The 25,237-nt window shown below is 44.3% G+C and carries 17 protein-coding genes and 1 pseudogene; 10 read left to right on the forward strand and 8 right to left on the reverse strand.

The features are described from left to right. Positions 1-58: 58 nt before the first annotated feature. From PSI14_RS14440 to uvrA, 3 genes are all read right to left on the reverse strand, one after another. Positions 59-625 carry a disulfide bond formation protein B gene (locus PSI14_RS14440; RefSeq protein WP_273576541.1) on the reverse strand — a complete coding sequence of 189 codons (567 nt, stop codon included), beginning with the start codon at positions 623-625 and terminating at the stop codon, positions 59-61. 12 nt (positions 626-637) lie between these two features. Beyond that, positions 638-796, reverse strand: a complete 159-nt coding sequence (locus tag PSI14_RS14445; RefSeq protein ID WP_306309301.1) for a DUF5993 family protein — start codon at positions 794-796, stop codon at positions 638-640. Positions 797-1,055: 259 nt separating this feature from the next. Continuing rightward, the gene (gene uvrA, locus PSI14_RS14450) at positions 1,056-3,887 is read right to left on the reverse strand and encodes an excinuclease ABC subunit UvrA (RefSeq protein ID WP_273576542.1); all 2,832 of its coding nucleotides are present in this window, start codon (positions 3,885-3,887) and stop codon (positions 1,056-1,058) included. Positions 3,888-4,157: 270 nt separating this feature from the next. Here uvrA and ssb1 point away from each other — a divergent pair, with 270 nt between their 5' ends. Further along, positions 4,158-4,685, forward strand: coding sequence for a single-stranded DNA-binding protein SSB1 (gene ssb1, locus PSI14_RS14455; protein WP_273576543.1), 528 nt, complete (start codon positions 4,158-4,160; stop codon positions 4,683-4,685). A gap of 67 nt (positions 4,686-4,752) precedes the next feature. Here the strand turns inward: ssb1 and PSI14_RS14460 are convergent. From PSI14_RS14460 to PSI14_RS14470, 3 genes and pseudogenes are all read right to left on the reverse strand, one after another. After that, positions 4,753-5,052 (reverse strand): annotated as a pseudogene (locus PSI14_RS14460) (IS1 family transposase); the annotation flags it as partial. A gap of 121 nt (positions 5,053-5,173) precedes the next feature. Continuing rightward, positions 5,174-6,142 carry a glucokinase gene (glk, locus tag PSI14_RS14465; protein WP_273576544.1) on the reverse strand — a complete coding sequence of 323 codons (969 nt, stop codon included), beginning with the start codon at positions 6,140-6,142 and terminating at the stop codon, positions 5,174-5,176. Positions 6,143-6,307: 165 nt separating this feature from the next. Further along, positions 6,308-7,573: a DUF1479 domain-containing protein gene (locus PSI14_RS14470; protein WP_273576545.1), complete on the reverse strand. Its 1,266-nt coding sequence runs from the start codon at positions 7,571-7,573 to the stop codon at positions 6,308-6,310. 647 nt (positions 7,574-8,220) lie between these two features. Between PSI14_RS14470 and PSI14_RS14475 the strand changes: the two genes are divergently transcribed. The 3 genes from PSI14_RS14475 to PSI14_RS14485 all read left to right on the forward strand — a co-directional run bounded on the left by PSI14_RS14475 (position 8,221) and on the right by PSI14_RS14485 (position 12,400). Beyond that, positions 8,221-9,567, forward strand: a complete 1,347-nt coding sequence (locus tag PSI14_RS14475) for an NCS2 family permease (protein ID WP_273576546.1) — start codon at positions 8,221-8,223, stop codon at positions 9,565-9,567. 261 nt (positions 9,568-9,828) lie between these two features. Next, positions 9,829-11,478 carry a Na+/H+ antiporter gene (locus PSI14_RS14480; protein WP_273576547.1) on the forward strand — a complete coding sequence of 550 codons (1,650 nt, stop codon included), beginning with the start codon at positions 9,829-9,831 and terminating at the stop codon, positions 11,476-11,478. Between the two features lie 22 nt (positions 11,479-11,500). Beyond that, a complete protein-coding gene (locus PSI14_RS14485; protein ID WP_273576548.1) occupies positions 11,501-12,400 on the forward strand; it encodes a carboxylate/amino acid/amine transporter in 900 nt (299 codons plus the stop codon). Here the strand turns inward: PSI14_RS14485 and metR are convergent. Beyond that, the gene (metR, locus tag PSI14_RS14490) at positions 12,285-13,241 is read right to left on the reverse strand and encodes an HTH-type transcriptional regulator MetR (RefSeq protein WP_273576549.1); all 957 of its coding nucleotides are present in this window, start codon (positions 13,239-13,241) and stop codon (positions 12,285-12,287) included. The genes PSI14_RS14485 and metR overlap by 116 nt on opposite strands. 108 nt (positions 13,242-13,349) lie before the next feature. Between metR and metE the strand changes: the two genes are divergently transcribed. After that, positions 13,350-15,629 (forward strand): 5-methyltetrahydropteroyltriglutamate--homocysteine S-methyltransferase, encoded by a 2,280-nt coding sequence (gene metE, locus PSI14_RS14495; RefSeq protein WP_273576550.1) that lies wholly within the window; start codon positions 13,350-13,352, stop codon positions 15,627-15,629. A 448-nt stretch (positions 15,630-16,077) separates the two neighbouring features. Here the strand turns inward: metE and PSI14_RS14500 are convergent, their stop codons facing one another. After that, entirely contained in the window at positions 16,078-19,401 is a 3,324-nt protein-coding gene (locus tag PSI14_RS14500; protein ID WP_273576551.1) for an autotransporter outer membrane beta-barrel domain-containing protein, read from the reverse strand. A gap of 250 nt (positions 19,402-19,651) precedes the next feature. Here PSI14_RS14500 and PSI14_RS14505 point away from each other — a divergent pair, with 250 nt between their 5' ends. From PSI14_RS14505 to rmuC, 5 genes are all read left to right on the forward strand, one after another. After that, positions 19,652-21,037 (forward strand): GntP family permease, encoded by a 1,386-nt coding sequence (locus PSI14_RS14505; RefSeq protein ID WP_273576570.1) that lies wholly within the window; start codon positions 19,652-19,654, stop codon positions 21,035-21,037. A gap of 311 nt (positions 21,038-21,348) precedes the next feature. Then, positions 21,349-22,104, forward strand: coding sequence for a uridine phosphorylase (udp, locus tag PSI14_RS14510; RefSeq protein ID WP_273576552.1), 756 nt, complete (start codon positions 21,349-21,351; stop codon positions 22,102-22,104). A 144-nt stretch (positions 22,105-22,248) separates the two neighbouring features. Continuing rightward, positions 22,249-23,031, forward strand: coding sequence for a tyrosine-protein phosphatase (locus PSI14_RS14515; RefSeq protein ID WP_273576553.1), 783 nt, complete (start codon positions 22,249-22,251; stop codon positions 23,029-23,031). A gap of 76 nt (positions 23,032-23,107) precedes the next feature. Continuing rightward, positions 23,108-23,638 carry a DedA family protein gene (locus PSI14_RS14520; protein WP_273576554.1) on the forward strand — a complete coding sequence of 177 codons (531 nt, stop codon included), beginning with the start codon at positions 23,108-23,110 and terminating at the stop codon, positions 23,636-23,638. Between the two features lie 193 nt (positions 23,639-23,831). Then, entirely contained in the window at positions 23,832-25,187 is a 1,356-nt protein-coding gene (rmuC, locus tag PSI14_RS14525) for a DNA recombination protein RmuC (RefSeq protein WP_273576555.1), read from the forward strand. The last annotated feature ends 50 nt before the right edge of the window (positions 25,188-25,237 follow it).

A 25,237-nucleotide genomic window follows, 5' to 3' on the forward strand; every position in this document is an offset into this window, starting at 1 on the left:
GATAGAAGGCTGTTGGAATTATATAGCCTTCTATTTTAATGATTTCAGTATGAACGAATTATTTCTTTAGTAATTGATAGAACGTCGGGTTGTCATCACATTGTCCGCTGCCACATTCCAATATGGTAGAAACCAAATTGGCTGCAATTAAAAATGCGAATAATCCCATAGCAATTTTGCCCAATATTGGTGGCGTATATTTTGCTGAATCAGTATTACCTGCTTTCAGAGGCATAATAACCGCGATGGCAATGATAGTCAGAATAGACAGAATTGCGGCCCAAGTATAAAAATGCAGGCCGAAGAAAGTTGAACCATATCCCATATCTCCCGGCAGGATATGGAGAGAAACCTGACGCATGGCAACGAAACCAGTCACAATACAGCCGAGTAATGAGAAGCTATAATGGGCGTTTTTTATACCGAAGTAAATATTAAACAAAAAGCCGAAACCAATCATGATAATGCCTGCACGCTGCAATAAACATAATGGGCAGGGAAGTTCAGAACGCGCTAGCTGATAATAAAACGCGACTATCAAAATTACACTAATACCGAACAGACCGAGGATATTCAAGGCCATTGCGAGGTTAACATTACGTGGTGCTGACATTATATTATTCATTACGGCCTCCGATTAAAAAGAAAGGTTCAATGCATCAGTTGCATGATATTTAAACCAAAATACCGTAATGATGAATAAAGCAAACCAAAGCATATACGTCAGCTTTTTCTTGGCAGTAATAACAGTGACGATTGTAACTAGCGCAATTAAGAACGGTAAAAACATATACATGTTTAATCTCCATTGTAAATTTAAAGCATATGTTATGCCATTATGGCATTAATACATCGGTAATATGATCATTAATAATATTAGAACAACAATACAAAATGCTGATTTATGGAAGGTTGTTTCATTCGAAATAATAGTAAGAAAAGGCTTTCTTGCGCGTATGAAGGTGATCTTGGTTAACAATTGGTTAGAAAATGAATAAAAAAACTCCCCATCGAATGGGGAGGATTGTCGATAATTTAGTTGCAGAATGAGTAAATTAATCTTCCTTAAGTATCGGCTTCAAAAAACGAGCTGTGTAAGATGTTTCGCACTGGGCTACTTCTTCTGGCGTTCCCGATATCAGTATCTCACCGCCGCCGCTGCCGCCTTCAGGGCCAAGGTCGACAATCCAGTCAGCCGTTTTGATGACATCCAGATTATGTTCGATGACTACAATGGTGTTTCCTTGATCCCGCAGTTGATGCAGAACAGACAGCAATTGCTGAATATCCGCAAAATGCAGACCCGTTGTTGGCTCATCAAGGATATACAGGGTCTGGCCTGTACCCCGTTTGGATAGCTCCCGCGCCAGTTTTACCCGTTGTGCTTCCCCGCCTGAAAGTGTTGTTGCGGATTGTCCCAGACGAATATAGGAGAGGCCAACATCTATCAAGGTTTGTAGCTTGCGGGCAAGGGCTGGGACTGCATCGAAAAATTCACGGGCCTCTTCAATGGTCATATTCAGCACTTCATTAATATTCTTGCCTTTATATTTGATTTCCAGCGTTTCGCGGTTGTAACGCTTGCCTTTGCATTGGTCGCAAGACACATAAACATCAGGTAAGAAGTGCATCTCAACTTTAATTACGCCATCACCCTGACAGGCTTCACAGCGCCCACCTTTAACATTAAAACTGAAACGCCCCGGCGTATAACCACGGGTTCTGGACTCAGGAACGCCAGAGAATAATTCCCTTACTGGGGTGAACACCCCCGTATAAGTAGCAGGATTTGAGCGAGGGGTTCTGCCAATCGGGCTTTGATCGATATCGATCACTTTATCAAAATGCTCAAGACCCTGAATATCGATGTAAGGTGCCGGAGTAATATTTGTTGCTCCGTTTAACTGGCGCTGGGCGATAGGAAATAATGTATCGTTGATCAACGTTGATTTGCCGGAACCAGAAACACCAGTAATACAAGTAAACAGGCCAACAGGCAGTTTTAATGTCACCTTTTTCAGATTATTGCCTTTTGCACCAATCAATTTCAGCATTTTGTCTGGATTGGCTGGCACGCGCTGTTCAGGAATGGCAATTTTGCGTTCACCACTCAGGTATTTTCCTGTGAGGGATTTTTGGCTCCCCATAATATCGTCGATAGTCCCTTCGGCAACAATCTCACCACCATGTACCCCTGCTCCTGGCCCGATATCAATAATATGGTCAGCCGCACGGATGGCGTCTTCGTCATGTTCGACGACGATAACGGTATTGCCCAAATTGCGCAGATGCAGCAACGTTTCCAGCAAACGCTCATTATCCCGTTGATGCAGACCAATGGAAGGTTCATCCAGCACATACATCACACCAACAAGACCAGCGCCAATCTGGCTCGCCAGACGGATACGCTGCGCTTCCCCGCCAGAAAGGGTTTCTGCTGAACGAGAGAGAGTCAGATAATTCAATCCAACGTTAACCAAGAATTTCAGGCGATCAAGGATCTCTTTCAGGACTTTTTCGGCAATTTTGGCCCGTTGTCCACTCAATTTGATATTTTGGAAAAACTCCATTGCATGACCGATACTGAAATCCGAAATTTGCGGCAGCGTAGTATTTCCGATAAAAACATGACGGGCTTCTTGACGCAATCGAGTTCCGTCGCAAGAAACACAGGAACGATTGCTGATATATTTTGCCAACTCTTCCCGTACTGAGGTGGATTCCGTCTCTTTATAGCGGCGTTCCATATTATGCAAAACACCTTCAAACGGATGGTTACGCACGGTCACATCGCCACGGTCATTGGTGTATTTGAATTCGATAGATTCTTTATCTGAACCGTATAAAACCGCTTTTCGAATGGCCGGGCTTAACTGATTAAACGGTGTTTCGATATCAAATTTGTAGTGTTCAGCCAGCGATTTCAGCATCTGGAAATAATAGAAATTACGGCGATCCCAACCGCGGATTGCACCACCTGCGAGGGAAATATCTTCATTCTGAACAACACGCTCAGGATCGAAAAATTGCTGAACGCCTAAGCCGTCACAAGTTGGGCAAGCACCAGCGGGATTGTTGAAGGAAAACAGACGTGGCTCCAGCTCGCTCATACTATAGCCACATATCGAACAGGCAAAATTGGCGGAGAAAACCAGTTCTTCGGCCTGGGTATCATCCATATTGGCAATGACGGCAGTGCCACCGGAAAGTTCCAACGCAGTTTCGAATGATTCCGCCAATCGTTGAGCGAGGTCAGCCCGTACTTTGAAACGGTCGATGACGACTTCGATAGTATGTTTTTTCTGTAATTCGAGTTTTGGTGGATCAGAAAGATCACACACTTCACCATCAATACGGGCACGGATATAACCTTGTGCCGCGAGATTATCCAGCAGTTTGGCATGTTCGCCCTTACGCTCTTTGACGACAGGAGCCAGCAGCATCAGGCGTTGACCTTCCGGCAGTGTCAGGACGTTATCCACCATCTGGCTAATCGTTTGTGCCGCCAGCGTGATATCGTGCTCAGGGCAGCGCGGCTCGCCCACTCGTGCAAATAGCAAACGGAGATAATCATGAATTTCAGTTATCGTTCCGACTGTAGATCGCGGGTTATGGGAAGTAGATTTTTGCTCAATGGAAATGGCCGGGGATAACCCCTCAATATGATCGACATCCGGTTTTTCCATCAGTGACAAAAATTGGCGGGCATATGCAGAGAGTGATTCAACATAACGACGTTGGCCCTCTGCATACAGGGTATCGAAAGCCAGAGATGACTTACCGGAGCCAGATAGCCCAGTAATGACTATTAGCTTGTCACGGGGAATTATTAAATTGATATTTTTGAGATTATGGGTGCGGGCGCCCCGAACTTCGATGTTATCCATAGACCACTTCCCAGATTATTGATGGTGCAAGACTCTATTTATAGTGCAAAACTCATAAATGCGTCATTATTGCACAAACATTGCTGAATGGATATACAGTGTTTAATGGAGAGTTATACTGTAACCCTGACAATGTAAAGTACGATGAGCTTCGCAAAGTATAATATAACGGCTCTCTGTTTAAACTTAGTCCTCGCATGGTAAACTACTTCGCTTATAATTAGAGAAGTCCATTTTTTAGCAAAATTCATTTCATCAGGAGTATTCCCAATGGCCAGCAGAGGCGTAAACAAAGTTATTTTAGTGGGTAATTTGGGGCAGGACCCGGAAGTTCGCTATATGCCGAATGGCGGTGCAGTCGCCAACATTACTCTAGCAACGTCTGAGAGCTGGCGTGACAAGCAAACCGGTGAGATGAGAGAGAAAACCGAATGGCATCGCGTAGTGATATTCGGCAAATTGGCAGAAGTCGCCGGTGAATACCTGCGCAAAGGCTCTCAGGTTTATATCGAAGGTTCTTTACAGACTCGCAAATGGCAGGATCAGAGTGGTCAAGATCGTTATACCACGGAAGTTGCGGTCAATCCTATAGGCGGCACTATGCAAATGCTAGGCAGCCGCGGCGGTGCAGCAAGCCAAGATGCACCAGCACAAGGTGGTTGGGGACAACCACAGCAGCCACAAGCAACATCTCAGCAATTCAGCGGCGGCGCTCCATCTCGTCCGGCACAGTCTCCGTCTCCTGCACCACAGAGCAATGAGCCATCAATGGATTTCGATGATGACATTCCGTTCTAACGTTTACTTAAGAGTATTTAGGTAAGTTTCTGTCTATAAGGCCCCGTTTATACGGGGTTTTTTGTCTTTACGTAATGTTTTTTATCGGTTTTTTGGCATAAATAGGTTTATTGACCATCTTTGGAAAGGTAATTCGAGTGCGCAAAGTCAAGTTCTCCCGCTCAATACGTTGAGTAAAAGTCTTCCCGACGAGATGCTGGCTTTTTAGTAATAGGTTGTAGGCCTTGAAATTATCGGTACACCAGAACACAACATTGAACGAGGCGAGCTTTTTAAGCCGTTTCCTGAGCGGGACAACGGCATTAATACTGATATGTCATGTACGGGCAGTATCACAGATACCTGCGTTGTTCATGGCAAGATCAACGGCTATGTGATCTATACATAAGGCACCCATGCTAAATATCGCTTATATTTTTCAGCAGAAAATCAAACAAATAAATAGCATGAGCAGATATAAATATATTGAGGTTATTTACCCAATATATTTACTCAATGATTTTACCCAACGATTGGCGAATATAATAACCTGTACCTAATAACCCCGGTTTATCATGGGTAATCAGATACACGGGAATATCCTGCAAATAGTTTGTAAACCGGCCTTTGCTTTCAAATCCCTGCCGAAAGCCTGATTTTTGGAAGAAATCCAGGAAACGTGGGACTACCCCACCCGCAATATACACGCCACCAAATGCACCAATATTCAGCGCTAAATTTCCGCCAAAGCGCCCTAATGCTGAACAAAAGAGTTCTAACACCTGTTTGCAGGTAGGGCAATTTCCGCTCAGCGCACGGTCGGAAATATCGCGTGGGGTAAGCTCTTCTGCGGGTTGACCGTTCAACTTCATCAAAGCACGATAAATATTCACCAAGCCAGGCCCGGAAAGGACACGTTCGGCGGAGACATGACCATATTCTTCCCGTAGTACACTCAATATATGATCTTCTTCTGTGCTGTCCGGTGCGAAATCTACATGCCCACCTTCGCCGGGCAGGCTCATCCATTGGTTTCCCGTATGAATAAGATGGGCGACACCCAATCCAGTACCTGCTCCATAAACCGCGATGGGACGTTTGGCTTGAGGTTGCGTTCCACCAATCTGAATCACATCATCAGCTCCCAGAACCGGAATGGCGAGGGAAACAGCGGTAAAATCGTTAATCACCTCAAAACATTCCCATCCCAGCGACGCTTTCATTTGACTAACGGAAAAACGCCAACTGTGGTTGGTCATACTGATAACATCATCCGTTACCGGACAGGCAATGGCGATGCAACCATAATTGACTTCACAGTTTTGCTGTTTCAGGTACTGGCGGATAACAATTTCAAGCGATGCATAATACGCACAGGGATAGACTTCGACTGCGCTCAGTTGCCCAGTATCCACATCACATAATGCCAGTCGTGCATTTGTACCGCCGATATCGCCTACCAGGGCGTAAGTTGTCATGGTTTATCTCTCCTTAAGTCTTACAGAACTCTATATCCTAATGAACCAGTCAAAAGTCGAATTGAGGGGATTTTACACAAGGTCAGGCGCAAAGACCGCATAAAAATATATCGATATTTCAGAGGAACCTAACACCGACAGAGCTATCGGTGTCAGGTTGGCGCTTTAATTCAAGCTAAGACCACGTCGCCCAATGGGGGTTAAATCGTCAGTAGTAAAACGGTTTTTCCAGTTCTTTTCATAGTCTTCTCGGGGGAAATCAGCCGGAGATGTGCCATCTTCAAGCGATTTTGCCACCTTATGGGCATAAGCAAGATTTCTGTTACACAAAGGGGCAGCAGGGATATACATCACATTTCCCCAGCCTTGCTGATTTTTCACAGGCGCAACGGAATGGATAAGATCACAGTGCCACCAGACAGAATCACCCGCCTGTAAAGAGGGGATGCTGCATAGCCCATTAATGAGATGAGGATGCCATTTCTCCAGAGTTGGCAGCGCCTTACCGGGAGCTACGCCACAAAGTTCATCGTCAGGTACATCATTCAGTAAAGGTCGTAACAGCAGATAGGCCATTGCTTCTGGCACGGGAACGACATGCAATAATCCCTGATTGAGTGTCATATCTGATAGCGCTGTCCAGCCTTGAAAGGTGCGAAAAACTGAGCATCGGGTTACGTTATCCAGCTCGTATTCATTTATCTCTGGGCGATACGCCGCATCCCAAGGATCGTATTTTGCAAATTGGTTATTAAAAATATGTCTAAATACTTTTTGGTAAGCAGGATGTAGCCAACGTTCCAAAGCACCAGAATCAGTATGGGCACCAAGCCCTTTGGATGTCGTGCCCGGTGGTCTGCGGCGAATGCGGTCGGGGTAAATAATGCTGATATCAGGATCAAACCAACGTGAGCCATCTGATGATTCAAATTTCCACAAACGATTGAGAAAAGATTGTACCTGCGCGATTTCTTTACTTTGTCGGGCTTGCATTTGTGCTTGAGACCAGTAAATGGAGTAAATTTCCGGACGAGATGCTTCAAGGTTGCCAAAATAGTTATCACCAGTGCCTTGATAAACGCTATCAAAGTTATTGATCGCAAGGTAATCAAGCATGGATTTATCCCATGCGAGTGCGGTATCGCGGGGAAAGTTTCCTCTGACGACTAAACATCCTCGGCGTTTAATCTTTTGTACCGTTTCTGCTGTGACTCGATTGTTTGCCAAATCATATAAGTGGATTTCAGGCCAAGCGCTGCCTGTATTTTTTTCATCTTCTCGAGCCGCTGCGAGCTCTTGTTCTATTTTATCGCAAACTTGTTTGAACAAACCTTCGACATTACCAATTTGCTTGCATATGGCTTGTTTCATTTGACGGATATTCTGGCGGTAATTATCAGGAAAGCGGGGAGAGATAAAAGATGTGTCCATAGCAGATCCTATTTGTTCATCATGATTGGTGTAGTTTTTAAAGCGTTTATTTTTAAAACCGTTTATTTTTAAAACCATTTACTTTTGAAAACTGTTTACTTTTTGATGTAACAGGCTCGAATCGTGGTTAGCCCTTTTTTAGGGTACAGGAATTAAATAATTTCTTGATTAGATGACCAGAGCGGTTGTGATTCAATGGATATTGTCAGTTCTTTTTGTTTAAGACGATCACCGAATAGCACTATCGCTTCATCGCCATATTGCTTTGATGCCCAGGTTATCGCTTGAGCTGATGGGGGTATCTCGGTAGATTTGATAAGGTATAGATATTGTTGATATGGTTTATATCAATTACATTAGATGCCCAAAATCTCACATAAATACTCCAAGATCCCAGCACAAAATTTGTGATTATCGCTTGATTCTTATCCCTGATTCACTGGATAATCATTCGCCTCAAATTTTCTCACCATCTTTTTGCCTTTAAAGCCAAACGATTGCGTAAATGAATGGCTGAACCAGTGAGTACAGCACGGAGTTTTGTTGTCCGGTGACGTAATCGTTTTCGTTAGGCTTTTGTCAGGTGAAGAGAGGGAGAAAAGCGGTAGATTTTAAAGCGACATATTCAACAAAAGCAGGGGAAAAACATGTCTGGTATGCAGGCACCAACTCAATGCAAACTCGATAGGTATTTTAAGATTACTGAACGCGGATCAACGGTACGTCAGGAAATTCTCGCTGGATTAACGACATTTTTGGCGATGGTCTATTCCGTTATTGTGGTTCCGGGGATGCTTGGGCAAGCCGGATTTCCTCATACCGCCGTGTTTATTTCTGTTTGTTTAGTGACCGGAATCGGTTCATTATTAATGGGATTGTGGGTGAATTTGCCAATGGCAATTGGCTGTGCGATCTCGTTGACGGCATTTACCGCGTTCAGCTTGGTATTGGGGCAGCAGGTAAGTATTCCTGTGGCACTCGGTGCGGTTTTCTTAATGGGATGCTTGTTTACGATAATTTCAGTGACGGGTGTGCGGGCGTGGATTTTGCGTAATATGCCAATGGGCATTGCACATGGAACAGGTATTGGCATCGGGTTATTTTTATTGTTGATTGCGGCCAATGGTGTTGGTTTGGTGGTTAAGAACCCACATGTAGGCTTACCTGTTTCCTTTGGTTCATTGACTTCATTTCCTGTGGTGATGACGTTATTGGGATTGGCGGGAATTATCGGCCTGGAACGAAAGAAAGTGCCGGGTGGTATTTTACTGATGATTATCGCGATTTCTATTATTGGCTTGATTTTTGATCCGGCCGTTAAATATCAAGGTTTTTTTAAGCTTCCCACGTTAGGGAACGATGGTCTGTCCCTGATGTTCAGCATGGATATTATGGGTGCTTTGCAGCCTATGGTATTACCCAGTGTTCTGGCATTGGTAATGACAGCAATATTTGATGCGACGGGAACAATTCGGGCCGTAGCGGGGCAGGCGAATTTATTGGATAAGGGAGGCCAGATTATTAATGGTGGCAAGGCACTGACCGCTGATTCTGTCAGCAGTATTTTTGCAGGAGTTATCGGCTCTTCCCCTGCTGCGGTTTATATTGAGTCCGCCGCAGGAACTGCCGCTGGTGGTAAGACGGGTTTAACTGCCTCCATTGTTGGTATTTTGTTCCTGTTGATTTTATTCTTGTCTCCGTTGTCGTATCTGGTGCCTGCCTATGCTACGGCTCCCGCCTTGATGTACGTCGGGTTATTGATGCTGAGTAATGTGCGAAAGCTAAACTTTGATGATTTTGTTGATGCGATGTCAGGTTTGCTGTGCGCTGTATTTATCGTTCTGACTTGTAACATCGTGACAGGTATTATGCTGGGCTTTAGTGCGCTGGTTGTCGGACGTATTTTTTCTGGTGAATGGCGTAAACTTAACATTGGTACGATTATTCTTGCCATCGTATTAGTTGTATTTTATGCCGGAAATTGGGCCATCTGATTAAAATAGAATGCGCAAATGATAGGGTTTGCGCATTCTTTCCATCCTTATACATACATCTAAAATGTGCTAATTTTCCAACACACTTTCGCCGATAAGTATAAAATATACGAATGAGTTGATGCTCATTGATTCGCAGTGTGATTGCTTTTTGATTTCCTTTAATAACTGCCATATTTATAGTTATTAGCGCTGTTATTAATGATAAAAAACAGTCACAATCTTTTTATCGACGGATTTTTGGCAATTTGTAAGGGTAACATGGAAATATTCTTTACTATCTTGATCTTGATTTTGGTGGTGTCAGTTTCTGGAGTTCTTACTAAAATGATTCCGTTCCGTGTCCCCTTGCCTATAGTGCAAATAGCAATGGGGGCTTTGCTGGCCTGGCCTCATTTTGGTTTACATGTTCATTTTGATCCTGAACTATTCCTCGTTTTACTTATCCCCCCTTTGTTATTTGTTGATGGTTGGAAAACGCCGACTAGAGAGTTTTTCCAGCATGGACGTGAAATTGTCATCTTAGTTTTAGTGTTGGTATTGGTGACGGTCGTTGGCATTGGCTATTTGATCCATTGGTTATTGCCAAGTATCCCACTTATTGCTGCTTTTGCACTGGCGGCGGTCTTGTCACCAACGGATGCGGTGGCATTATCCTCGATTGTTGGAAAAGGACGCATTCCTAAAAATATGATGAGCGTGCTGGAAGGGGAAGCATTAATGAATGATGCTTCTGGTCTGGTGGCGCTGAAATTTGCTGTGGCGATTGCCATGGGAACGATGGTCTTTACTGTCACTGGCGCAACGATAGAGTTTTTCAAGGTTGCGATTGGTGGTTTGTTATCGGGTATCGCTGTCACATGGTTGTACAGTAAATCACTACGACTGATGAGTCGCTGGAGTGGGGATGATCCCGCAACTCAAATCATGTTTATGATGTTGCTGCCGTTTGCCTCCTATATGATTGCTGAACATATCGGTGTTTCAGGGATTCTGGCTGCGGTTGCAGCAGGTATGACTATCAGTAAGGCGGGAGTCATCCGCAATGCACCACTGGATATGCGTCTGCGTGCCGATAACGTATGGGGGATGCTGGCCTTTGTCTTCAATGGCCTTGTGTTTATCATGCTGGGGCTGCAATTACCGGGTATCTGGGAAACATCGGTGTATGAGGCTGAGATTGATTCACAAGTTGAAACCTGGATGCTATTCGCTGCCGTTGGGATCATTTACTGTGCACTGTTATTACTGCGATTCAGCTGGTTATGGCTGATGAAAAATACCAGCAAAGTGTTGATGAAGAAGAAACCAATTGAGTTTACTTCCTATACTACCCGTGAGTTGTGGTTGGCTTCATTTGCTGGTGTTCGTGGTGCAATTACGTTGGCGGGTGCGCTGTCTGTGCCATTGTTTTTGCCGAGTGGTGAGTCATTCCCGGCACGTTATCTGCTGGTTTTCATTGCTGCGGGTGTGATCCTATTCTCTCTTTTTGTGGGCGTTATCGCGTTACCTTTGCTGCTGCGCGGCATGACGATAGGTGATAAGCAGGCAGACCTCAATGAAATCAGAATGGCAAAAGCTGCAATGGCTGAAGTTGCTATTGTCAGTATGAATAAGATGGAAGAGCGTCTGTCGGCCAGTACTGAAGAACAACTGGATGCTGAGGTCATTAGTGAAGTTGCATCTCGAGTCACAGGTCATTTGCGGCGTCGCACTGCGGGAACAGATGAAATCGAGCATAATCTGATGATTGAAGAGCTGGAGCGTCGTTTCCGTTTGACGGCATTAAGGGCTGAACGAGGAGAGTTATATCACATGCGTGCAACCCGTAAGATCAGTAATGAAACACTACAAACGTTGCTGCATGATCTTGATTTGCTAGAAGCGCTTTTAGTTGGTAAAGAACAATAAAAAGGTAAAAGATCAATAAATTATGTGGCTGTTAACGATCACAACATTCTTGTGGGCTGCCTCATTTAGCCTGATTGGCGTTTATCTCGCTGGTCAGGTTGATAGCTGGTTTTCTGTTCTTGTCAGAGTAGTGTTGGCAGCAATGGTATTTTTACCATTTTTGCGCTGGCGTGGGTTATCGCTGAAAATTATTTCACTGTATATGGCTGTCGGTGCCTGTCAGCTTGGTGTGATGTATTTATTTGTATTTCATGCCTACCACTATCTGACGGTGGCAGAATTTTTACTCTTTACCATCATGACGCCGCTCTATGTCACATTGATTTATGATCTGATGGGGCGCCAACGGCTGCGCTGGGGTTATGCCTTGAGTTCTTTATTGGCAGTGGTTGGTGCAGCAATTATTCGTTATGACCAATTGAGTGAATCTTTCTGGATTGGCCTGATATTAGTGCAATTGGCAAATATTTTCTTTGCGGTTGGTCAGGTTGGTTATAAGCGTTTGATGGAAGTTCATCCGATCCCGCAGCAAGTGGCATTTTCATGGTTCTATCTGGGCGCTTGTGTTGTCGCCAGCATTGGCTGGTTGATGTTTGGTGATCTGCAAAAATTGCCAACAACTGAGCTACAGTGGGGAGTCCTGATTTGGCTGGGCATCGGAGCGTCGGGTATTGGCTATTTTATGTGGAATTATGGGGCAACTCAGGTGGATGCCGGAACACTGGCAATTATGAATAATATGCTGGTTCCGGCGGGTTTGTTGGTCAATTTTGCAATTTGGCAGCAGCATCCTGATTGGCTGAATTTTACCATTGGGGGCAGCCTGATTGTTGCATCACTTTGGGTGCACCACCGCTGGATACTGAAACCTGCTTCACAAACGGCAACTTATCCACCGCGTGCTGGCGCGCAGAACGAATAAATGTATCAATAGCGGGTTGACGTTGTTCTCCTTCACGGTTGGCAGCGTACAATCTGCTCCATAATCCCTCTCCCAACGTTTGGGTTACAACCAACCCTTGTCGTTCGAATGTTTCCACTGCCCAGTGCGGTAATGCGGCGATACCCAATCGGGCCGCAACCATTTGAATCAACAATAGCGTATTGTCGACAGTTTTTAATGTAGGAGTCACTCCCGCAGGCTGGAGAAAACGTCGCCAGATGTCAAACCGTTGTCGTTGGACAGGATAGATCAGTAAAGTTTCAGCAGCGAGATCTTGTGGACTAATATCGCGTTTATTTGCCAATGGATGATCCGGTGCAATCACCAGCTTCACTTCATAATCAAACAATGGCGTATAATGCAGATTGCTGTCCGCAATAATGTCAGAGGTCAGAACAATATCCAGCTCGCGTTTTTGCAGTGCGGGTTGGGGATCAAATGTCACGCCAGATTTGAAATCCACATTAACCTGCGGCCAACTTTCACGAAAACGCTTAAGCGCTGGAGTCAGCCATTGAATGCAGCTATGGCACTCAATGGCAATGCGTAAATTTGCCTCTTCCGGCTCATGGCATTCACGTAAGGAAGCTGTAATCAGGGGTAAGACTTGATTTGCCAACTTTAATAATACCTCTCCTTGAGACGTTAGCTTCAAGGGTTGGCTTTTACGAATGAATAACTTAAATCCCAGCCGATGTTCTAACTCACTGAATTGATGTGAAAGAGCAGATTGCGTCTGATGCAGGTAATTTGCCGTTGCTGCTAGTGAGCCACAATGGTTCAGTGCTTGTAGTGTTTTTAAATGTTTTATTTCGATCATGAAAAACCTTCAAGATGATAATGAATAATTTGCGCTTGTGGTTTATACACTACCTGTTGATTATAGAAGTGTAAACATCTAGACGGCTAAAATTTTATGGGTGACGACATGACGGTTTTGAATCATACACTAGGTTTTCCACGTATCGGATTGAAAAGAGAGCTAAAAAAGGCGCAAGAAAACTATTGGGCGGACAAAATTTCCCAACAGGAATTGCTGGAAACAGGCCGTGAATTACGTGCACGTCACTGGCAGCAACAAAAAGAAGCGGGCGTTGATTTAGTCCCCGTTGGTGATTTTGCCTGGTATGACCAAGTATTGACCACGAGCCTATTATTGGGCAACGTTCCTCCGCGTCATCAAAATGAAGATGGAAATATTGATCTGGATACTCTGTTCCGTATTGCCCGTGGCCGGGCACCAACAGGTACACCTGCGGCTGCTTCGGAAATGACTAAATGGTTCAATACAAATTATCACTACATCGTGCCTGAATTTCAGGAAGGGCAGGAATTTAAGCTGGGTTGGACTCAATTGTTGGACGAAGTTGATGAAGCTCTGGCATTAGGACACAAAATAAAACCTGTTCTTTTGGGACCAGTGACCTACTTATGGCTTGGTAAGGTAAAAGGCAAAGTTTTTGATCGCCTGTCTCTGTTAAAGGATATCCTTCCGGTATACCAGCAAGTGCTGGCAGAGCTGGCAAAACGTGGCATTGAATGGGTACAGATTGATGAACCTGCGCTGGTACTGGAACTGCCTGAAGAGTGGCTGGCGGCATTCTCCACGGCTTACCAATCACTTGAGGGACAAGTGAAATTACTGCTGACGACCTATTTCGATAGCATCGGTCACAATCTGGAAACAATAAAATCGCTGCCAGTGCAAGGATTGCACATCGATTTGGTTGCAGGGCAGGATTCTCTTGATAATTTGGATAAATCTTTGCCGGAAAATTGGCTGCTTTCATTGGGTGTGATTAATGGCCGCAATGTTTGGCGTGCCGATTTAAGTGAGAAATACCAGCTTGTTGTGCCATTGTTAAATAAGAGAAATATCTGGATCGGCACTTCCTGTTCATTGCTTCATAGCCCCATTGACTTAAATGATGAAGCTGGGTTGGACGAAGAAGTGAAAAGTTGGTTTGCTTTCGCCTTGCAAAAATGCGCGGAACTCTCTTTATTGTCACAAGCATTGAATGCGCCAGAAGGCAATAAACAGGCTGAGCTTGATGCCTATAGTGCTCCAATTCGTGCTCGTCGCAGTTCTACAAGGGTGAATAATCCATCGGTTGCTGAGCGTATTGCGACGATTCAGCCACAAGACAGTGAACGTAATCAGATATACCCTGAGCGTGCCAGACTTCAGCGCCAACGGTATAACTTACCGTTATGGCCAACAACAACCATTGGCTCATTCCCGCAAACAACGGAAATTCGTGGCTTGCGTCTCGATTTCAAAAAAGGTCGGGTAGATAGTACACATTACCGAACCAATATCAGTGAACATATCAAACAGGCGATTCAGGAGCAGGAGCATCTGGGGTTGGATGTATTGGTACATGGTGAAGCTGAACGTAATGACATGGTGGAGTATTTCGGTGAGCACTTTGATGGCTATGTCTTTACCCAAAATGGTTGGGTGCAAAGTTACGGCTCTCGTTGCGTGAAACCACCAGTGATCATTGGCGATATTAGTCGTCCAGAAGCGATAACGGTAGATTGGGCGACATATGCACAATCTTTGACTGATAAACCAGTCAAAGGCATGTTGACGGGACCAGTAACCATTCTCTGTTGGTCATTCCCAAGGGAAGATGTCAGCCGTGAAACCATCGCTAAACAGATTGCACTGGCTTTGCGTGATGAAGTTGATGATTTGCAGAAAGCGGGCATTGGCATCATTCAGATTGATGAACCTGCATTGCGAGAAGGTTTACCCCTGCGTAGAGAAGAGTGGAAAGAATATCTGGATTGGGCGGTAGATGCTTTCAAACTGAGTGCAGCAGTTGCGAAAGATGATACCCAAATCCACACCCATATGTGTTATTGCGAGTTCAATGACATCATGCCATCCATTGCAGCACTGGATGCAGATGTGATTACCATTGAAACCTCTCGCTCGGATATGGAGCTGTTGGATTCGTTTGAAGATTTCTCATATCCAAATGAGATAGGGCCTGGTGTGTATGATATTCACTCACCAAACGTCCCTAGTGTTGAATGGATTGAAGCATTGCTACGCAAAGCGGCTGACCGTATCCCGGTTGAGCGTTTGTGGGTAAATCCGGACTGCGGCCTGAAAACTCGTGGTTGGACAGAAACCAGACAAGCACTGGCAAACATGGTAGAAGCAGCAAAACGCCTGCGTTCTTCAGTAAGCAGTTAATTTAACATCAGTTTAAACTTAAATAAGTTGAAGACACCCGCCACATTATTTCATTCACTGTGGCGGGTGAAAGGCGAGTAAAAAGTAACTCATTTCCCTAACCGTTTATTTTTCAATTAGTTCGCTAATTCCTCTCTGATCCTCAACCCAATCTATCATATGCTGGAGCTGCTGATTTTTCCCGCGACTCAGCATATTGGCAATTTGATCAAAAAAGCCCATTGTGGCTCTCTCTCATCAGTTGAGGTTTTATCTGTATGACCCGATAAAGCACTTATTTAGGTACGTTTACAGGGATATGTGACCGGCGTGTTGGATAAAATCATCCTCTTCATAAGTATCCTATCGACCACAGCATTGTGCTGTGGTCGATAGAGTCATGAATGTTTCTTTTTTCATCATGTAACGAGAGAGATTTTACAATCTGCTTGTATAATCTGCTTGTATATTAGAAGCGCCAGGTAGTTGACAGATTTCCTGATACCGAGTTGTGGCCAGAACGGTATACCTCACTGGTAACTCCAGCTCCCAATTCAATGTTCTTGTTTATTTGATAACGCATACCTGCTTTCAAACCCAGCGAGTCACGTCCAGCCACTTGATTTTTACTACTAAAACCTACGTTTCGGTAGTTGGCAAAACTCGCATTTTGCACCAAATCAGTATTAAGCAGTTCATGATTCCAAGCTAGTTGCAGATCGGTTGTGACTACTGCACCAGAAGAGAGCGGTAAACTCCAATTGCTGTTCACCCCAATGCTGGAACGCAGCGAGTTGAAAGTATTCGAATCCAATTTCAGGCGGCTGCCATCACTACCTGTTTCCGTCATGCCACGGCGAGATAAGGTGGTGTAATTCAATGAAGCTGTTGGTCCGGCACTCAATTTTTCGCTCAACGCCCAGCGGTAGCCACCGCCTGCCATGAATGAACCACTCAATCCTTTCCAGCTGGCATGGTTGCTTGCCGTGTAGTCATTCACATGTATGTTGCGATCCATTCGTCCGTCTTCAATGCCAAATCGACCATTACCGAACATATAAGCGCCAGCCAATGGATTGACGGCGTAACGCGCTTGTATACCTAGATTGAATGCGGTCATTTTACCAGTACCGCTTTCTGGTAATTTAATGGTGGCAGATTGGCCACTGATGGCTCCGTGTAAGCCAAATATCCAGTTGCGATAACTCTCACTTTGTTTTTCAGCACCAAATACAACTCCATAGCTAGAAGCGTTATACCCTACGCTATTGCCTTGGTGCTTCTGGCTTAAGTTACTGACAAACGGCACGGCAAAACTCTGCCATTCATTTTTGACTAATTGCATTGGTGCTATGACGGTATGACGCCCGCTGATGATATTGGCTATCTGTTGCTCACGATTAAGGGAGTTGGCAAACATAGCGCTGTAGCCTGCGGGGGAAAGTTGGTCCAATGTATTGCTGATAGCACTGCCGTCTGCGGCAGAAAAGTCCAGCACGCGATACAGTTGCTGTATATCCGGCTGTGCGGTTGACACTATGCTATCCAATGCTTTTCCCACCTGATTCGCATTGTTGTCCTGTGCATACTGGCTGTAGGCATTTCGCGCCCGCAGCATAGTAAGCTGCCAAGCTCCATTCCTTTGCGGGGTTGTTTGCAGTCTCAGTGTTGGGGAGTGAAGCTGGCTATTCACTTTGCTGAATTCACCACTACGTGACTTTGTTTTTAACAGGCCGCTTGAATCCAGTTGCCAGTTTGCGGCGTACCAATCACGCTGCGGTACAAACGTCAGTTGACCATTGAGTTCGGCATGACCATTGACAATAAAGGTATCATGTCCGCCGCGGCCATCTACCTTAAGCTGCAATTGGCCATTCTTGCGTTGTTGATAGTTTCCTGCCACGGTGATCTTTCCCAACGGATTATTCGGATTGTCAGGAGCGATGATCCCATTATTTACAAAACGACCCTCTTGATTCAGGGTGTAGTCACTGTTCCCGGATAAAGTGGCTTTAGGGGCAATATACATACTATAAATCTGATGGTTGCCGTTAAGCGATGTCACCCCACCGAGAGCATTCAAATCCAGATTGTTGATACCTTTGATGTTACCTTTGTAATGCAGCATGAAATGGGGATCTGCCTGATCTGTTGCGCGCCCCTGCGAGTCAGCCAGACGTCCAAAAGAAAGCTGTGTCAGACGTTGTCGACCATACGCATCCTTCTGGTCATATTTAGAGTCAATGTTACCTTCCAGCTGAGCACCGTTTAATATATTAATGTTGCTCACCAGCGCATTCTTCGACATATAAATAGCCGCCGTTTTACCGGCAACACGTCCGCTGATATCGACATTATCCACCAGCGCACCATTCAGCTCCGGTAATAACTTTGTGGACTTTTCCTTCTCTTTGATAACATGGATATAGGAACCACGGTACTCCTCCTTATTTCCCAATGAGTTATTACCAAAGTCAAAGCTGATAGCCACACCATTATTTCCTAATGCCTGAATATCTCCGCGCTGAATCAGGTTGTGACCTTTGCCATATGTGAACATCACGCCACGACCATTGTATCCATCGGCATAGATACGTGTCTCTGGTTCAATGCTCAGAGTGTTATTTTGCCCGTCTACACGAATACCGGCGGCGCCAGCACCCAGAGTTAACAGATCCGCTTTTTGGAAGATCCGGTTATTGCTGCCATAAACATGCAAACCGAGGCCTCGCTCAGCCATGTTGTATTTACCGGGCACATATGCATTACCTTGCGCATTACGCAGGAAATAGCCATGTCGGTTAATCAAAGTCTGTCCATTATCATATACTGAGAATCCGAAGAAATTACGCCGATCTATTTGATAACCCATATCCTGCATCACGGCCAGTTCTGCTTCCATAAAGCCTGTGTAGTTACGGTAGTTCTGGTGGCTCATCAGGCTGTTTTTCAGCTCGATATGGCTCATGTAATTATCGTCAATTGAGCCATAATCACCCAGTATTTTTATCGGTATACCGCTCATAGCACCTGCCAGAACTTCATTTACGTGCTGGCTAGTGAAATATCCTTTATCGCGTCGTAAATCGAATCCTTGCGGATCATTGGTATTATTGCATCCTTTGCACAGTATCACCTGCCCGGGTTTTGCTGGATTTCTATTGTCGTCGTGTAAGTGTTTAGTCCAGGAGTTAAAAGGCCTATTAGAATCAAAAACGGGGGCTTTTTCACCATTGCGATCAGATACCATACTTAAGATACCCAATGCATGAGCTAATTCATGAGTTGAAGTACTTACTAAGTCTGCCTTATTTGTAGGGGGTAATTGTGAGGGTATATAAGTTGAATGATCACGGTCTAGTTCCCCGAATTTCCCTATTATAACCTGACCATGGGCTCCAAATTCTAATTTTCCAGGATCCTTACCGTTCAACGCTGCCTGCAACTGTGTGAGGCTAATTGAGCCATCCTTTACAAGGTCACTCCCCGCTTCGGCGTTATTTTCGTCATACGTACCTACATTTATGATTGCAGGTAATTTTTCTGGCTTGGGTTGGATGATATTTGCCCAGTAACGTATTCCAGCCAATATTTTTGCTTTATGTTGTTGATCCAGATTCCATGTCGATTTTTGCGGGTCGGACGCAAAAGGCCCATCATCAACATCAAAGAAACGAACTTCAAATACAGCCGTATTCTGCGAGTTGTAAACCAAATGGCTGTCGTATTTTGCATACAAATGATGACTGGGTAACATACATACCAATGATATGGCCAATGAGAGTTTTTTCATGTTAGGCATCCTTGTAGTTAGTCTTAGAACAGTGATATTTGCTTCGTATATTGAATATCATTCCTTACATAAATAAATAGTAAACAGATTAAATATTCGACAATAAAAATAATTAAATGAGTTCATGAATAGCAGTTCTGGCACAGGAGATGATCAAAATTGTGACTTTCAGCACTGAATTGCTAACATCCGAATATTGGGAACTGTATTTCGCAGGTATGCCCGAACAAGATTGAAATGGGGTTTTATGATGGAGTTTTACATTCCAATTATTGGATTGGGAGTGGCGGTATTTACGCTGATTTTTCTGGTCTTACGCACTCGTGTTCACGTACTGATTGCCATGCTAATTGTTGCAATAATCGCTGGTACATCTGGCGGTTTAACGATGGGCAACATTGTTGAAGTGATCTCCAAAGGATTTGGATCAACATTAGGCAGCATCGGTATCGTGATTGGGCTGGGATGCATGATGGGGCGAATATTGGAGGTTTCAGGGGCAACTGAACGAATCGCCTATAGTTTGATTAAATGGTTGGGTAAAAGACGCGAAGAGTGGGCTTTGGCGATTACCGGCTATATTGTCAGTATCCCTATATTTGTGAATTCAGCTTTTGTGATCCTTTATCCTCTGGTGAAAGCACTGGCAAAGAAAGGTAAACGAAATGTATTGACGCTAGGGGTATCACTGGCGGGAGGGTTGGTGGTGACTCACCACATTGTCCCTCCGACACCCGGGCCACTTGGGGTCGCAGGGATATTCGGAGTGAGTATAGGTTCAATGATGCTGGCTGGTATGATACTGGCCGTGCCATGTGTCATTGGGATTACCTGCTATGCAAAATGGCTGGAGACTAAATATCCTGAATATCAGCTTGATGATACGGAAGAAAATGCAGAAAATTTGCAACAAGTTCATCAGCGTTATATGGAAGAAAAAGAGCAAAAATCGCTACCGAGCCTGTTTCTTTCCCTTTTGCCCATCGTTGTGCCGATTGTCCTTATTTTGGTCGGTGTAATTAATGGAATGCTACTGAAAACCGATGCATTTGCAGGAAAAGAAAATGATTTCTATTTTCAGATTCTTAATTTCCTTGGGTCACCAATTATTGCGCTGGCAATCAGCGTATTACTGGCGGTTTATACGCTAATGCCAAACGTTAGTAAGCATGAAGTGATCGAACATTTGGAAACAGGGTTAAAAACTGTAGGCATTATTTTGTTGGTGTCAGGAGCTGGGGGTGCGTTAGGAGCCGTGCTGAACGAAGGCTCGACGGGAACAATACTGGCGCAATATATTGCCAGCCTGCCAATAACACCTGTTTTGATCCCATTTATCATTGCAACGCTAATACGCATAATTCAAGGTTCTGGTACGGTAGCAATGATAACTGCTGCCTCTATCTCTGCGCCTGTTATCAAACAGATACCGGATGTTAATATGCTGGTTGCCGCTCAGGCTGCCATGATGGGTACACTGTTTTTTAGTTACTTCAATGATTGTTTTTTCTGGGTAGTTAGCCGGATGATGGGCATTAAAAATGTGCGGCAGCAGATTATCGTCTGGTCGATTCCTACCACAATTGCCTGGGGAATTGGATTGTGTGGCGTGCTGCTTCTCAACCTTATCATGTAGCTTGTCATGCAATTTGTGATGTAAATAGTGATGTAATTAGTAATATAAATAGTGATGGCGCTCTGTAAAGGGCGCTTTTTTATTTTCAGGTTTCGTATTTCAGGTTTTGTGATTGTTCTTCGAATATTGTTTCCATTTCCGCTTTATGCTCACCATATTAATTCCTTGTTTAAATGTGATTTATATCACAAATATATGTATGTGTTTCTTTTATATATTAATTAAAGGTGATTTTGATCACTAAAAAATGTCAGAGTATTGATTAAATTTAGATATCCATATTTTGAATCATGTCCGTTGAGGAGTCTGATATGTCTGATGTATTTCACTTAGGTATCACCCAAAGCGACCTGCAAGGCGCGACTCTGGCAATTGTGCCAGGCGATCCTGACCGTGTTGAGAAAATTGCGCGACTGATGGATAACCCAGTACATCTGGCTTCCCACCGTGAATTTACAACATGGCGTGCAGAAATCGACGGAAAGGCTGTTATTGTCTGCTCTACAGGAATTGGTGGCCCCTCAACGTCAATTGCCGTAGAAGAGTTGGCGCAATTAGGAGTACGTACTTTCTTGCGCATCGGAACAACGGGGGCGATTCAGCCACATATCAATGTAGGAGATGTATTAGTAACGACCGCTGCGGTTCGTTTGGACGGTGCCAGTTTGCACTTTGCTCCAATGGAATTCCCTGCGGTTGCTGATTTTGAGTGTACAAATGCACTGTGTGTGGCAGCAAAAGCATCAGGTTCTGCGACTCATGTTGGTGTTACAGCATCTTCTGATACTTTCTATCCGGGACAAGAGCGTTACGACACTTATTCCGGCCGTGTTGTGCGCCGTTTCCAAGGTTCCATGAAAGAATGGCAAGAAATGGGCGTAATGAACTTCGAGATGGAATCAGCAACATTGCTGACTATGTGTGCAAGTCAGGGGCTGCGTGCTGGCATGGTGGCTGGGGTTATCGTTAATCGTACCCAACAGGAAACCCCAGATATTGAGCTGCTGAAGAAAACTGAAAGCAATGTATTAGGAATTGTTGTTGAGGCTGCTCGCCGCCTGCTGTAATGCCTTTTATCGAGGGTCGGAGGATTCTGGCCCTATCGTTTGTGCGATCTTCACTTCCCTTCATTTCAAAATCTGATAATGTCATAACATTTTGCACATAACTTGAAAGATGAAAGGTATCTTTTAATCTCAATAAGAGTGACTATGACCACAACATTTCTATCTCACCCTTCACTACTTCCTCTGAATGGTGGCATTAATTTCCGTGATTTAGGTAATAAGACACTGAATAATGGTGCCAAGATCAAGTCAGGACTGCTTTTTCGTTCCGGTTCACTGGACAGACTGACAAAAAACGATCAGGCTTTTTTAGTGGATCAGAATCTTTTTCAGATCATCGATTATCGTGATAGCAGTGAAATTATGGATAAACCGGATCAAGTATGGCATGGGGCGCATTACCACCATGCTCCGGCTAATCCTCTTTCCAAAGAAGTGAATGCTAATCTGGATAAGCTAGATAAGGAGATATTGGAGCAATTTGATGCAAAAGTATTTATGTCACGTCTTTACGAATTGCTGCCCATTAATAATCCAGCTTATAAAACATTAGCGGCATTGTTGTTGCAACCAGAGAAAGGTGGAATTGTACAACACTGCGCGGTGGGTAAAGATAGGACGGGAGTTGGCTCCGCACTAGTTTTACTCGCATTGGGTGCTGATCTGGATACGGTAATGGAAGATTATTTGCTGACCAATATTACGCTGGCACCATATCGAGACTATTTATTGAGTGAACACGCAAAAGTCATGAGTGAAAGTGTTGTTGAAAAATTTTCTTATGTTTATTCAGTGCGGGAAGAATTTTTACTGACTGCCCTTAATAGTATTAATCAACATTATGGCAGCGTAGATATTTGGCTGGAAAAAGATATCGGACTCAATATTGCGGCGCGTGAAAAACTACAATCCTATTTTCTTGAATAAAAATAATAGCTTAGCATTGAGTTGGTTGTGCAGTGCTAACCTATGACATGTTACTGATAACACAGGAAAGACTAATGTGAGCTTGCATGAAATTATCGAACTGGTCACAAACTTTGTAAAAGCCCATGAAATTTGGGCAATTCCAATTGTTTTCCTACTTGCATTTGGTGAATCGTTGGCGTTTATTTCCCTACTGTTGCCGGCAACGATTATTTTGTTAGGGTTAGGGGCATTGATTGGTGAAAGTGGGTTAACTTTCTGGCCAATATGGGTAGCCGCAGCTGCCGGAGCTTTCTTTGGAGACTGGGTTTCTTACTGGTTTGGTTTCCATTACAAAGAGAATGTCGGCAAGATGTGGCCACTTTCTCGCCATCCTCAAACTTTAGTTCGCGGCCATCGATTTTTCGGACGATGGGGAGTATGGGGCGTTTTCATTGGACGTTTTTTTGGCCCATTGAGGGCTGTTGTACCACTGGTGGCGGGAATCTGTGCCATGCCACAACGTCATTTTCAGCTCGCTAATTTTGCTTCTGCATTAATTTGGGCATTCGGTATTTTAGCACCGGGAGCGTTTGGTCTGCGTTGGCTGGCCGAATGGATGGGATAAGTGAGAAGTGGCTGGAATTAGTGAAAATGGATGGAATAAGTGAATGGCGTAATTGCGAGCCGCTTTGCAAACTGAAAGAAAGCTATTGAATACTCTGGACATCTATACAGCATCTATTTAACTTACATTGAGGCTGGTAAGCCCCAAAAGTTGACCTAAATTTAGCGACAATGGTGTTAGTGAGGGTGTATAGGTGGATATCCAGTGGTTATATATGCTGATTGGTGGATTAAGTGGATTGCTGGGCGGAGGGATCTTCGTCTGGCTTTCTGTTCATCAGCGAATCCAGCAAAAAGAGCAGGAATTGCGTGAATTATACCGCCAATTGGCTGTCAGCCATGAAAAGCTGGAACAATCCCACCATTGGCGCACTGAATGCGCTCAATTAAATCAAGAGTTATTGGCTCAACGCGAAATTAATAGTGTGCAGGAGGCTGAGCTGCGGGAATTGAGTACTCGGCTTGAAGAAAGCAGGCTGGCAGCGGAAGAAAAACAGCGTTTACTGATCAATAGTGAACAGCGATTGAGTATCCAGTTTGAAAATCTCGCCAATCGTATTTTTGAACAGAATCGACACCGTACCGACGAATATAATCGCCAAAATCTCAATAACCTTCTGATACCATTTCGCGAACAACTTGAAGGGTTCCGCCGTCAGGTACAAGACAGCTTTGGGCAGGAAGCTCGTGAACGCCATACTCTGACTCATGAAATTCGTAATCTTCAGCAACTCAATGCACAGATGGCAAAAGAGGCGATCAATCTTACCAAGGCCCTGAAAGGAGACAATAAGATACAGGGAAATTGGGGAGAGATGGTATTGACCAGAGTTTTGGAAGCTTCCGGTTTGCGTGAGGGGTATGAGTTCGATACACAGGTCAACATTAAGACCGAGAATAGTGAACGTTTTCAACCTGATGTCATTGTGCATCTGCCACAGGGAAAAGATGTGATTATTGATGCAAAAATGTCGTTGGTCGCTTATGAACGTTATTTCAACAGTGATAGCGAAGAGCAGCAGGCACAAGCATTGCAGGAACATATCCACTCCATCAAAGGGCACATTCGCGGCCTGAGCCGAAAAGATTATCAACAATTACCCGGGTTGCGATCACTGGATTATGTTTTGATGTTTATTCCAGTGGAGCCTGCTTATCTGGTTGCACTCAATCAGGCTCCAGAGTTACTTGATGAAGCATTGAAGCATAATATTATGCTGGTTAGTCCATCTACTTTGCTGGTTGCTGTTCGTACAATCAATAATTTGTGGCGTTATGAATATCAAAGCCAAAATGCACGTCTGATCGCTGATAAAGCGGCCAGGATGTATGACAAAATGCGGTTGTTTGTGGATGATATGCAAGGGTTGGGGCAAAGTCTCAACAAAGCTCAGGCAAGTTACCATTTTGCAATGAAAAAGCTTGTTGAGGGAAGAGGGAATTTGATCAGTCAGGCAGAGGGGTTTCGTGATTTAGGCGTGGATGTGAAGCGTCCTATTGATTCACAGTTTATCGATAAATCTTTCCAATCGTTGCAGGTGAATGAGTGAAGTCTGGATAGGGTTTTATTGGAAAGGCTGGTACACTTGCTATCATTTTT

It is taken from the genome of Xenorhabdus anantnagensis, from assembly GCF_028598555.1.
In the GTDB taxonomy this organism is placed as follows: domain Bacteria; phylum Pseudomonadota; class Gammaproteobacteria; order Enterobacterales; family Enterobacteriaceae; genus Xenorhabdus; species Xenorhabdus anantnagensis.